The 12,128-nt window shown below is 55.9% G+C and carries 14 protein-coding genes; 8 read left to right on the top strand and 6 right to left on the bottom strand.

The annotated features are described in order from the left end of the window. Positions 1–59: 59 nt before the first annotated feature. Complete coding sequence (cysE, locus tag S7A_RS03710; RefSeq protein WP_009088067.1) at positions 60–881, top strand: serine O-acetyltransferase; 822 nt, start codon at positions 60–62, stop codon at positions 879–881. Here cysE and trmL read toward each other — a convergent pair. The 3 genes from trmL to cpxR are packed head-to-tail and all read right to left on the bottom strand — an operon-like array spanning position 878 to position 3,462. Continuing rightward, positions 878–1,351, bottom strand: a complete 474-nt coding sequence (gene trmL / locus S7A_RS03705) for a tRNA (uridine(34)/cytosine(34)/5-carboxymethylaminomethyluridine(34)-2'-O)-methyltransferase TrmL (protein ID WP_009088065.1) — start codon at positions 1,349–1,351, stop codon at positions 878–880. The two genes, cysE and trmL, sit on opposite strands and share 4 nt — an antisense overlap. A 36-nt stretch (positions 1,352–1,387) precedes the next feature. Next, complete coding sequence (cpxA, locus tag S7A_RS03700; protein ID WP_009088064.1) at positions 1,388–2,767, bottom strand: envelope stress sensor histidine kinase CpxA; 1,380 nt, start codon at positions 2,765–2,767, stop codon at positions 1,388–1,390. Then, positions 2,764–3,462 carry an envelope stress response regulator transcription factor CpxR gene (gene cpxR, locus S7A_RS03695; protein WP_009088062.1) on the bottom strand — a complete coding sequence of 233 codons (699 nt, stop codon included), beginning with the start codon at positions 3,460–3,462 and terminating at the stop codon, positions 2,764–2,766. Before cpxR ends, cpxA begins: the two co-directional genes overlap by 4 nt. Positions 3,463–3,610: 148 nt before the next feature. On the opposite strand from cpxR, the gene cpxP reads away from it, so the two are divergent. The 6 genes from cpxP to S7A_RS03665 all read left to right on the top strand — a co-directional run bounded on the left by cpxP (position 3,611) and on the right by S7A_RS03665 (position 9,103). Next, entirely contained in the window at positions 3,611–4,120 is a 510-nt protein-coding gene (gene cpxP, locus S7A_RS03690; protein ID WP_009088061.1) for a cell-envelope stress modulator CpxP, read from the top strand. Positions 4,121–4,575: 455 nt separating this feature from the next. Beyond that, entirely contained in the window at positions 4,576–4,731 is a 156-nt protein-coding gene (locus S7A_RS03685; RefSeq protein WP_003851267.1) for a general stress protein, read from the top strand. Between the two features lie 243 nt (positions 4,732–4,974). Next, entirely contained in the window at positions 4,975–5,877 is a 903-nt protein-coding gene (gene fieF / locus S7A_RS03680; protein ID WP_009088059.1) for a CDF family cation-efflux transporter FieF, read from the top strand. Positions 5,878–6,082: 205 nt separating this feature from the next. After that, the gene (pfkA, locus tag S7A_RS03675; protein ID WP_009088057.1) at positions 6,083–7,045 is read left to right on the top strand and encodes a 6-phosphofructokinase; all 963 of its coding nucleotides are present in this window, start codon (positions 6,083–6,085) and stop codon (positions 7,043–7,045) included. A gap of 144 nt (positions 7,046–7,189) precedes the next feature. Then, entirely contained in the window at positions 7,190–8,179 is a 990-nt protein-coding gene (locus S7A_RS03670) for a sulfate ABC transporter substrate-binding protein (protein ID WP_009088055.1), read from the top strand. 150 nt (positions 8,180–8,329) lie between these two features. Continuing rightward, complete coding sequence (locus S7A_RS03665; RefSeq protein WP_009088053.1) at positions 8,330–9,103, top strand: CDP-diacylglycerol diphosphatase; 774 nt, start codon at positions 8,330–8,332, stop codon at positions 9,101–9,103. 26 nt (positions 9,104–9,129) lie between these two features. Here the strand turns inward: S7A_RS03665 and tpiA are convergent, their stop codons facing one another. Next, positions 9,130–9,897: a triose-phosphate isomerase gene (gene tpiA, locus S7A_RS03660; RefSeq protein WP_009088051.1), complete on the bottom strand. Its 768-nt coding sequence runs from the start codon at positions 9,895–9,897 to the stop codon at positions 9,130–9,132. Between the two features lie 120 nt (positions 9,898–10,017). Next, positions 10,018–10,608 carry a DUF1454 family protein gene (locus tag S7A_RS03655; protein ID WP_009088047.1) on the bottom strand — a complete coding sequence of 197 codons (591 nt, stop codon included), beginning with the start codon at positions 10,606–10,608 and terminating at the stop codon, positions 10,018–10,020. Positions 10,609–10,704: 96 nt separating this feature from the next. On the opposite strand from S7A_RS03655, the gene S7A_RS03650 reads away from it, so the two are divergent. Next, on the top strand, positions 10,705–11,139 hold the full coding sequence (locus S7A_RS03650; protein ID WP_009088044.1) for a DUF805 domain-containing protein: 435 nt from the start codon (positions 10,705–10,707) through the stop codon (positions 11,137–11,139). On the opposite strand, the gene fpr is transcribed toward S7A_RS03650, so the two are convergent. Continuing rightward, positions 11,130–11,876 carry a ferredoxin--NADP(+) reductase gene (gene fpr, locus S7A_RS03645; RefSeq protein WP_009088043.1) on the bottom strand — a complete coding sequence of 249 codons (747 nt, stop codon included), beginning with the start codon at positions 11,874–11,876 and terminating at the stop codon, positions 11,130–11,132. The two genes, S7A_RS03650 and fpr, sit on opposite strands and share 10 nt — an antisense overlap. Positions 11,877–12,128 lie beyond the last annotated feature (252 nt).

The following is a 12,128-nucleotide window of genomic DNA, read 5'->3' as shown; positions in this document are numbered from 1 at the left end:
CGTAGCATCATCACCTGCAGCGCCCATTCAGGCGCTTTTTTTATCGGGAGAAAGCAGCAATGTCGTCTGATGAGTTAGAACTGGTCTGGAATAATATCAAAGCAGAAGCGCGAGCCCTGGCTGATTGTGAGCCGATGCTGGCCAGCTTCTTTCACGCGACATTGCTTAAGCATGAAAATCTCGGTAGCGCTCTGAGTTATATGCTGGCTAACAAGCTGGCAAATCCGATTATGCCCGCCATCGCCATCCGTGAAATCGTCGAAGAAGCCTACCGTGAAGATCCGTCGATGATACTGTCAGCGGCTTACGATATTCAGGCGGTGCGTCAGCGCGACCCGGCAGTCGATAAATACTCTACGCCACTGCTCTACCTTAAAGGGTTTCACGCCCTGCAGGCGTACCGCATCGGCCACTGGTTGTGGAATGAGGGCCGTCGTGCGCTGGCGGTTTATCTGCAGAATGAAATCTCCGTCTCGTTTGCAGTCGACATTCATCCCGCTGCCAGCATCGGTCACGGTATCATGCTCGACCACGCCACAGGCATCGTGATTGGTGAAACCGCAGTCGTGGAGAACGATGTCTCTATCCTGCAGTCGGTGACGCTGGGCGGCACCGGTAAAACCAGCGGCGACCGCCATCCTAAAATCCGTGAAGGGGTCATGATTGGAGCCGGTGCGAAAGTGCTCGGCAACATTGAAGTGGGCCGGGGGGCAAAAATCGGTGCCGGTTCAGTGGTGTTGCAGCCTGTGCCGCCGCACACCACGGCAGCAGGCGTACCCGCCCGTATCGTCGGCAAGCCAGGCAGCGATAAGCCATCAATGGATATGGATCAGCACTTCAACGGCAGCCTGGCGGGTTTTCAGTTCGGCGACGGCATCTAGTCCTTAATCAGCGCGCCGGCATAATCCAGCTGGCGCCACGCTTCATACACCACTACCGAAACGGCGTTCGACAGGTTCATGCTGCGGCTTTCTGCCCGCATCGGGATACGGATTTTCTGCTGCGCCGGTAACGCCGCCAGGATCTCAGCTGGCAGCCCACGGCTCTCCGGTCCGAACAGCAGATAATCGCCCGCCTGATACGTCACAGCACTGTGTGCAGGCGTGCCTTTGGTCGTCAGCGCAAACAGACGCTCTGGTGCCTCTGAGGCGAGAAACGCCGCATAATCCGCATGGAATCTGATGGCCGTAAATTCATGGTAATCCAGCCCGGCGCGGCGTAAGCGCTTGTCATCCCAGGCGAAGCCAAGCGGCTGGATCAGGTGAAGCTGAAAGCCACTGTTGGCGCACAGGCGGATGATATTGCCGGTATTCGGCGGAATTTCTGGTTCAAACAAGACAATGTTAAGCATTAAGGCCCCCGATGACAGGGGCCGAAGCATAACAAATTATTGACGACCGGAGGAGTAGAGCGGTAACCAGAGGGTCAGTCTCAGACCGCCCAGTGGGCTGTCATCGGCTTTTACCCAGCCGCGATGCTGCTGCACGGCCGTGTCGACAATGGCCAGGCCCAGCCCGGTGCCGCCCGATTCGCGATCGCGCGCTTCATCGGTCCGGTAGAAGGGACGGAAAATCTGTTCCCGATCTTCCGGGCTTACGCCAGGACCATCATCATCGACGTGAACCGTGATACCGGAAATATCGACGGAGAAGCTGACGCTGATGTGGGTGTGTGAATAGCGCAGCGCATTGCGCACGATATTTTCGAGCGCACTCTCCAGAGCGTGCGGATTGCCATAGAGTGGCCACGGGCCCGGAGGATAGGGGATATCCATCTTCTTGCCCATCTGCTCAGCTTCGAAACGGGCATCTTCCAGCACCCCATTCCACAACTGATTGGCCTTCATCGCTTCGCTGACCAGCGCATTCTTGTGCTGTGTACGCGAGAGCACCAGCAGATCGTTGATCATGCCATCAAGGCGTTGCGCCTCCATCTCAATGCGTCCCAGCTCTTTACTTTCACCCTGGCGACGACGCAGCAGCGCGGTTGCCAGTTGCAGGCGGGTCAGCGGGGTACGAAGTTCATGACTAATGTCCGATAGCAGGCGCTGCTGACCGGTCATCATCCGCTCCAGCGCACTCACCATCTGGTTGAAGCTCGATCCGGCGGCCAGAAACTCCTGCGGGCCTGACTCCAGTTCCGGGTGCTGGCGCAGGTTTCCGCTCGCCACCTCATCGGCGGCATATTTCAGCTTACGCGCCGGGCGCGCCAGGCTCCAGGCCAGCCACAGCAGCAGCGGGGAGCTGATCAGCATCGTCACGATAAGCAGCAGTAACGGGCGGTCAAACAGCAGATTGACAAAATCGAGCTGGGAGCTGTTGGCGGGACGGATCATGTAAAGCTGGTAGTTGTCTTCGCCATCCTGCACGGAGAAAGGCCCGACCAGCTCCACCCGACCATATTTCTTTTTCTGCGGATGATCGGCATTGTCAGACTGGCCGATAAAGTTACGGATCACCTGCATTTCGTTATGTTGCGCGCCGATCACCCGACCTTCGCTGGTGACTAACAGCAGTCGCTGACCCGGCGGTGCCCATTTTTCGACGGCACGAAACAGGCGACGCCACCACATCAGATCGTTGGGGGGATCCTGTGACAGCTCGGCTTCGACGTGCTGCTCAATCATGATGCCCTGCCGCTGTTCACTTTCCAGCAGCGAGGTCATCTGACGTGAATCGAGTTTAGGTACCATGAGCACCAGCATCAGCACCAGCGCCAGGGTTAACCAGAAAATAGCGAAGATGCGGGTGGTCAGACTGCCAATCATGATGCCGAAACCATCAGATAGCCGCGGCCGCGTAACGTTTTAAACCAGGGATGACCATCACGGCGCTCAGGCAGCTTGCGACGCAGATTGGAGATATGCATATCAATGGCGCGGTCAAACGGCGTCAGACGCTTGCCCAGCACTTCCTGACTCAGGTGTTCGCGTGAGACCACCTGGCCCAGATGCTGCGCCAGCAGATAGAGCAGGGTAAATTCTGTGCCGGTCAGATCCAGCGTCACATCATCAAAGCTGGCCTCCTGACGACCGGGATTGAGACGCAGGCAGTCCACTTCCAGCGTCGGTGAGCTGTTATCGTGTTGCTGTTGCTGTTCACTCCAGTTCGAACGCCGCAGAATCGCGCGGATACGGGCCACCAGTTCACGATCGTTAAACGGCTTAGGCAGATAGTCATCTGCGCCCAGTTCGAGGCCCAGCACGCGATCCAGCTCGCTGCCGCGCGCGGTCAGCATGATGACGGGAGTCTGATGTTGCTGTCGCAGTTCTTTCAGGGTGTCGATACCGTTTTTCTTCGGCATCATGACATCCAGTAAAAGCAGATCAATAGAGTTGTCGAGCAGGTTCAGCGCTTGTTCACCATCGCTGGCCACTACCACTTCAAACCCTTCCATTTCTAACAGTTCTTTCAAAAGCGAAGTTAATTCGCGGTCGTCATCTACCAACAGGATTTTATTCATTTTTGTAGCCCTCCGCAGGCAAAATACCGTGTTCCTGGCGCACCTATCCATCGCTTTACGTAGTTTTACACCCCCTGACGGATGTTTGCAGCTGTCGCCGTACACTGGCTCTCGTTGAATCGCAAAACGGAACGAACTGGAGTACACGATGCGCAAATTAACCGCCGTCGTCCTTGCCTTAGCGATGACCCTGAGTATCGCCAGTGCAGGTGCTAAAGATGCGACGACGATTGACGAGATGCATCATGGCGGATTTCCGACAGGCAGTATGACGCAAAATCCGCAAAGCCACATGTTCGATGGCATTGAGCTGACGGAAGAGCAACGTCAGCAGATGCGTGACCTGATGCAACAGGCCCGACATGATCGCCCGGTGGTTCATATTGACGATATCGCAGCACTTCATGAGTTAGTGACTGCAGACCAGTTTAACGAAGCGGCCATCCGCAACAGAGCGGAAATTATCGCCAGAGTTCAGGTTGAACAGCAGGTTGAGATGGCACGCGTACAGAATCAGATGTTTCAGCTGTTAACGCCGGCCCAGCAGGCCACGTTACAGAAGAATTACCAGCGGCGGCTGAACGAGCTGCGCCAGTTTTCGAATTTGCAGTCGGCCTCATCGCTGCAGGCAGTGAGTAGTACCAGCAGTAACCAGTAACATAGTATCCCTGTTTTCCTTGCCATAGACACATCCCTGTCTTCCCCCGCCATGATGGCGGGGGTTTTTTTTATCTTTTTTTCACTTTTTCTGTTTTGACCCGAATCATCACCGCACAACAAAACCCCGGTTTTGTTAGCGCCTGTTGGCCCTTTACCGGCTTTTAGTTGCTGAAAGATGAACTGAACGGGGTTCTGATTGCGTTTAAGCGCACCGGCAGGGCAAAACAGGGAAAAAATATTTTAACCCGTTGAAAAGAGTATATTTATTCGTCTGCTCGGAAAAATAAATACTATTTTTCAGTAAGATAGGGATTTTACCGTTGCGCTTGCTGGCGCCCTGGCTTTATCTACACTTAATCCTGTCACTGCAGGGAAGTGAAGTGATTTCGCGAAGTCTCAGGGAGCAACAACCACATTATGTAATCCCGAATGAATCTATTAACGGAGTAAATTATGGCAGAGCATCGTGGTGGTTCAGGTAATTTCGCAGATAATCCGCAAAAGGCCTCTGAAGCCGGTAAAAAAGGCGGCCAGAACAGCGGCGGCGGAAACTTTAAAAACGATCGTGAAAAAGCATCAGAAGCCGGTAAGAAAGGCGGCAAAAAATAACAGCTGCAACGTTTCCTGAACAGACCTGAACCTGAGGGTCTGGCACTGATGTAACTGATGTGTATGACACGCTGCCCCGTCCTTTTTCAAAGGCCGGGGCTTGTTTTTATCGGTTGCCCCCGCTGTAAAGAACCTCTCTCCGTTGCGCCTCCTGCTAAGCACTACCCGCCTCAGGGTGTTAAACTTCAGCCTTTCTTCCATCTGAATACGCCTCATCTGATGATGGGGTGCAGGGGATCCGGCATGCAACCCTCTTATGGCCGACTGGTAAAGCGTGCTGCGCTGGCCGCTACCCTTCTCGCGTCGGTGCTGTTGATCGTGAAAATCTTTGCCTGGTGGTACACCGGTTCGGTGAGTCTGCTCGCTTCGCTGGTGGACTCGCTGGTTGATATTGCCGCGTCACTCACGAATCTGCTGGTGGTGCGTTATGCGCTGCAGCCCGCCGATGAAGATCATACGTTCGGGCACGGTAAAGCGGAATCGCTGGCGGCACTGGCTCAGAGCATGTTTATTTCAGGCTCGGCGCTGTTTCTGTTCCTGACCGGCCTGCAACATCTGGCGTCGCCGGATGTTCTGCGGGCTCCCGGTGTCGGGATTGTGGTGACGGTTGTCGCGCTGAGTTCAACCCTGTTACTGGTGGCCTTTCAGCGCTGGGTGGTGCGGAAAACCCGCAGTCAGGCCATTCGGGCTGACATGCTGCACTATCAGTCCGATGTCATTATGAATGGCGCGATTCTGATCGCCCTGGTGCTGAGCAGCTATGGTTTTGCAAGAGCAGATGCCCTGTTCGCGCTGGGAATCGGCATTTTTATTCTCTACAGCGCGTTGCGTATGGGCTACGACGCAGTGCAGTCCCTGCTGGATCGCGCATTGCCGGAAGAGGAGCGTCAGCAGATTCTGACGCTGGCGACGAACTGGCCCCAGGTGCAGGGGGTGCACGATCTGCGTACCCGCCAGTCCGGCCCGACAAAATTTATTCAGCTGCATCTGGAGCTTGAAGACCAGCTGCCCCTGGTGCAGGCGCACCGTGTGGCCGATCAGGTTGAGAGGGCGTTACGCGACGCCTTTCCCGGGTCAGACGTAATTATCCATCAGGACCCCTGTTCTGTGGTACCGTTCGAGAAGGAGGATTCTCCAGGTTTTTAACCTAAACGAATCAATTTGATACGTAAGGGACGACGTAACGCTAACATTGCTGCAAAAAATAGTGAAAAGTTGTCTGACCTGAATCAATTCAGCAGCAAGCCTTTGATATACTATCTGCCATCACATGTCGCGCTGGCCTTTAATGATGTTCAGCAGCGATCGACAGGCAGGATTAACCCTTCGTTTTAAAAATCCAGAGGTTGTCATGATCAAAAAAATTGGTGTATTAACCAGCGGCGGTGACGCCCCAGGCATGAACGCAGCTATTCGTGGAGTCGTGCGTTCCGCGCTGAGTGAAGGACTGGAAGTTTTTGGGATCTATGATGGCTATCTGGGATTGTACGAAGACCGCATGATCAATCTCGATCGCTACAGCGTCTCCGACATGATCAACCGCGGCGGCACCTTCCTGGGCTCTGCGCGCTTTCCTGAATTCCGTAATGAAGATATTCGCCAGGTGGCCATCGAGAACATGAAAAAGCGCGGCATTGACGCGCTGGTGGTGATCGGCGGCGATGGCTCCTACATGGGGGCGAAACGTCTGACCGAAATGGGCTTCCCCTGCATCGGCTTACCGGGCACCATCGACAACGACGTTGCCGGAACGGATTACACCATCGGTTACTTTACGGCGCTGGAAACCGTGGTGGAGGCCATTGACCGCCTGCGTGATACCTCTTCGTCGCATCAGCGTATCTCCATCGTTGAAGTGATGGGCCGCTACTGCGGCGATCTGACGCTGGCGGCGGCCATTGCTGGTGGCTGTGAGTTCATCGTGCTGCCGGAATTCCCTTATACCCGTGAAGAGCTGGTCGCGGAAATCAAAGCGGGCATCGCCAAAGGGAAAAAGCACGCTATCGTGGCGATTACCGAACATATCTGCGATATCGACGATCTGGCGCGCTTTATCGAAACAGAAACCAAACGCGAAACCCGTTCCACCGTGCTGGGCCATATTCAGCGTGGTGGCGCGCCCTGTGCCTATGACCGTATTCTGGCGTCACGCATGGGCGCTTACTCCATTGAGCTGCTGATGCAGGGCTACGGCGGTCGTTGTGTCGGTATTCAGAATGAGAAGATGGTGCATCACGACATCATCGACGCGATTGAAAACATGAAGCGTCCGTTTAAGCGTGACTGGCTCGACACCGCGAAAAAACTCTACTGATCCCTCTGCCGGGGTGTGCGTTACCGCACGCCCCGGCATCGCCAGTCTATATTCCCCTCGGTTATAACCACTTATTTTTAATTCTTTAAGCTCTGTATTGGTTTATGTCACGCTACGCCCATAACGACATTGGGAGAGTGCGTAATGAACAAGTGGAGTATCGGCGTTACCCTGTTGCTGGCCTCAACCAGCGTTCTGGCAAAAGACATTCAGCTGCTTAACGTGTCCTACGATCCAACGCGTGAGCTGTACGAACAGTACAACAAAGCGTTCAGTGCGCACTACAAACAGGAAACCGGCGATAACGTCGTGGTGCGCCAGTCCCATGGCGGCTCCGGCAAGCAGGCAACCTCCGTAATTAACGGCATCCGGGCAGATGTGGTGACGCTGGCCCTGCAATCCGATGTCGATGCCATTGCAGAACGCGGGCGTATTGATAAAAACTGGCTTCAGCGTCTGCCGGATAACTCCGCCCCTTACACCTCGACCATTGTCTTCCTGGTACGCAAAGGCAATCCCAAAGGCATTCATGACTGGAGCGACCTGATCAAACCAGGTGTCTCTGTCATCACCCCTAACCCGAAAACCTCCGGCGGGGCACGCTGGAACTATCTGGCGGCCTGGGGCTGGGCGCTGGATCACAACAATGGCGATCAGGCTAAAGCGCTGGCTTACGTCAGAGCGCTGTTTAAAAACGTTGAGGTGCAGGATTCCGGTGCGCGTGGCGCGACCAACACCTTCGTTGAGCGCGGCATTGGTGACGTCCTCATCGCCTGGGAAAACGAAGCCTATCTGGCGGTGAACAAGCTGGGCAAAGATAAGTTCGAGATTGTGACGCCGAGTGAATCCATTCTGGCTGAGCCGACCGTGTCGGTAGTCGATAAGGTGGTGGACGAAAAGGGTACGCGTAAGGTTGCGGACGCCTATCTGAAATACCTCTATTCGCCGGAAGGCCAGACGATTGCCGCGCAGAACTACTACCGTCCGCGTGATGCTGAGATTGCGAAGAAATTTTCCAGCACCTTTGCGCCTGTGAAACTGTTCACTATTCAGGACAAGTTTGGTGGCTGGACACAGGCTCAGAAAGCCCACTTCGCCGATGGCGGCAGCTATGACCAGGTCATGAAACCGTAAGGCATGGCGGTCAGCGCATCTCTGCGCTGACCGCTTACGCGACACCTCTCTCTTCTCCACCCCTGCTGCGCTATCAGCCAGAATTCCCCGTGACATTCTTTTCCCGCCAGGCGAGGATGCAGGCTGCGAAGCCATTCAGGAAGCGTTGTTATGCCGATACACCGTCATGCAGCCCGCGGGATGGCGATCCTGCTGGTGCTGGTCATTGCGGGGATGCTGGCGGCCGCACTGCATTTTAAAAAGAACAGTGATGCGCTGTGGCAGATCGTCAGCGAGAAATGTGTGCCCCACCAACAGAGCAGTGGCAACCCTGCGCCCTGTCAGCGTGTCGATCGGCCACATCGTTATGCCATGCTGAAAGATATCCATGGACCACTGCAGTTTCTGCTGATTCCGCTCGACAGGATCACGGGCATAGAAAGCCCGCGCTTACTTCAGCCCGCCACACCCAACTATTTTGCCTTTGCCTGGCATGAACGCTATCTGTTAGCCCAGCGGCATGGCTCGCCGATTGACGACCGGGTTCTGTCGCTGGCTATTAATTCAGAGTATGGCCGCACCCAGAACCAGCTTCATATTCATCTTTCCTGCCTGCGCCCCGATGTGCGTCGGCAACTCGATACGCTGACGCCGCAGCTTAACGGCCAGTGGCAGCGCAGCACGCTGCGTCAGCATCACTACTGGCTGCGTGCCCTGACGCCAGCCGAACTGGCGCAGCAGAGTGCTTTTATCCGTCTGGCCAGTGAGCGGCCACAGGCGCGCACAGAGATGGGGAAATATGGACTGGCGCTGGCGCAGTTAAGCGACGGGCGACTGGTGCTGATGGCGGTAGAGCGAAACTGGCTGCTGCTGAATAGCGGGTCGGCGGAGGAGGTGCAGGATCATAGCTGCCAGCTGATTGCGCCCATAAAAAAGGCGGCTTAAGCCGCCTTTAATCTGTGCATCAACGCTTAGGCGCTTTTTGCCGCCGCCGCCGCTTTCACGATGACTGCAAACGCGTCAGCTTTCAGTGACGCACCGCCAACCAGCGCACCATCGATGTCAGGCTGGGTGAACAGCTCTGCCGCATTTTTGTCGTTAACGGAGCCGCCGTACTGAATGATGACCTGCTCCGCGACTGCCGCATCTTTCTTCGCGATGTGGTCACGGATGAATTTGTGCACGGCCTGAGCCTGCGCTGGGGTCGCCGATTTACCGGTACCGATAGCCCAGACGGGCTCATAGGCGATGACCGCACCGTTGAACGCTTCAGCGCCCTGGGTTTCCAGCACGGCATCCAGCTGACGAGCGCAGACTTCTTCGGTTTTACCCGCTTCGTTTTCTGCTTCGGTTTCACCGATGCAGAGCACGGGAACCAGACCCACTGACTTCAGCACCGCGAATTTCTTAGCGATGAACTCGTCGCTCTCTTTGTGGTAAGTACGACGCTCTGAGTGGCCGATAATGATATATTTCGCGCCGATATCTTTCAGCATCTCTGCGGAAACTTCACCGGTGAAGGCACCAGACAGGTTAACGTCTGCGTTCTGTGCACCCAGTGCAATGTGACTACCGGAGAGGGCGTGTTTTGCCTGCTCGAGATAGAGTGCCGGCGGTGCAATGGCAACGCCACAACCGTCAACGCCAGACAGTTCCTTGCGCAGACCGGCGATCAGTTCAGCTGTGATCTGCTTGCTGCCATTCAACTTCCAGTTACCCATAACCAGTGGATGTCGCATTCTATCCTCCGCATAACGCGATACATGAAAAATCGCTGCCAGCCGGCAGCGTTGTCTGCCAGACAGTATAGAGATCAAATGTTGCGATGGCTTTGCTTTTCGTCATTTTCGGCCACATCATCAGGGGCTGGCGAGCGCCAGTTTGACCGGCTCAATCGCAAAGGTCAGCCCCTTGTCACCGCTGTCAGAGACGACAAATCGCAGCGCGCCGTCGACCTGCGCATAGTAGGGTGAATCCTTGCCGGCATTCAGCAACGCCTCCAGCTTTTTACGCCCCTCTTCGGCACTTAATCCCGGCACAAAGAAGCGCAGCAGGGCGGTCATGTAGGCCAGCGCCTTTTGCTGCGAGGCGCTCTGATCCGGGCCAGGTAACGGCAGCCAGGTAATCTGCAACGTTTTGATTTTGCCGGTGCCGGGCTCCAGCGCCGTAGAGGCGTAGAGCGTCTCATTGATTTTGCTGGCAGCCCGCGTCAGGTTGCTTTTGTCACCGCGATTATCAATAGCGCGATACTCCGGCAGGATGAGCGCGGCATTGGCCAGATTATACTTTTCGCGAAACTGGCCGATAGTCATATCAAAGGTGGGCGCACCCGCCAGCAGATAGGGGGCGGGAGGCAGCGCATCGGTTCGCTCCTGCGGTGGCGGATCGGCGGCAAAGACCGGAACCGTCAGCGCAAACGATAACAGCAGTGCGCCAGGCAAATTCTTCATTTTGTCGATCCTGTCCCGTAAACTCAGGCGCAAATTAAAACGGTTTTTATCCGCGAGGTCAAAAGCGCGGCAGCTCTCTTTTCCGGATGATAAAGCATGACGTTACAACAATGGTGTTTTTCCTGGCGCGGCCGGCTGGGACGACGTGATTTCTGGATCTGGCAGGCGGTCTGGCTGCTGACAACGACACTGCTCTTCGTGCTGGCGGCTAACGACTGGCTCGATACCCAGATGGCGGCCTTTGGGGTGGTCTGCCTGCTGTGGCCTGCCAGCGCGGTGATCGTCAAACGGCTGCACGATCGCGATCGTCCCGGCTACTGGGGGTTGCTGGTGATCGTGGCCTGGCTGCTGGTGGTGGGGAACTGGAGCATGCTGGCGGGCATCCTGCCCTGGCTGCTGGGACGCGCCATTCCCTTTGTCTTACTTGCGGGTCTGCTGCTCGACCTCGGCGTTTTTCGCGGCTCCCCCGGTGCTAACCGGTTTGGCCCGGCGACCCAGCCGGTGCGATACCGCTCAACGGCTCACCAGTAATGTTCGCTGGTGATATGCCCCGGCTTACGCTTAAGGTGTTTGCGCATCTCACGTGTCTCTTTCAGGAGTTGCTGAGTATCACGCACCATCTGCGGGTTACCGCACAGCATCACATGGCTGCTCTCTGCATCCAGTGTCAGACCGGTGGCCCGCTCCAGCTCGCCATTCTCAATCAGCGCAGGCACCCGGCCAGTCAGCGAACCGGCAATCTCTTCGCGACTTACCACCGTCTGAATCTGTAGCTGACCCTGATAACGCTGCTGCAGCTGCTGCATCAGCGGTAAAAAACTCAGGTCGGCCGCATAACGCGCGGCATGCACCAGCACGATATTTTCAAAGCGTTCCAGTCCTTCGCCCTGCTGCAGCATCGACAGGTAAGGACCAATAGCGGTGCCGGTCGCCAGCATCCACAGCGTCCTGCACGGCGGAACCTCATCCAGCACAAAGAAGCCCGCGGCTTCTTTGGTGACCATCACCTGATCGCCTGGCTGAAGGGCCTGCAGATGCGGACTGAGCTTGCCCTCTGGCACCGTGACCAGATAGAACTCCAGCAGATCATCTTTCGGCGCGTTGACGTAGGAGTAAGCGCGCTGCACGCGTTCCCCCTCAATTTCCAGCGCCAGTTTGGCAAATTGCCCGGCGATAAAGGGATCGACCGGTGCCGTCACCCGCAGACTGAACAGCGCATCCGTCCAGTTTTTGACTTCCTTTACTTCAGCATTGACCCACTCAGCCATACTCACTCCCTGGTTGTTGATGATTCAGGCAGGTCACTATTTTCGCGGCTGCCCGGCGCGATTGCCAGCCTGCGCCCTCGCAAAGGCTCGAATCGACAAACCGTTGCATTCCCTTTACAGGCTGGTGCATAAACTTGACAGGCGCAAGCCAGGACCTTTTCGCCTGCCTCTCGCTTTGTCACCTAATCCTGATATTTTGCCCGCCATAATAAGACGTCCGGCGGGTGAACCGCTGTTTTAACCTCCTTTCAC

Origin of the sequence: Pantoea sp. Sc1 (genome assembly GCF_000255315.1) — a bacterium.
Lineage (GTDB): Bacteria > Pseudomonadota > Gammaproteobacteria > Enterobacterales > Enterobacteriaceae > Pantoea > Pantoea anthophila.
Note: the sequence above shows the minus strand (reverse complement) of the source record. Positions and strands in the feature narration are given on the sequence as shown.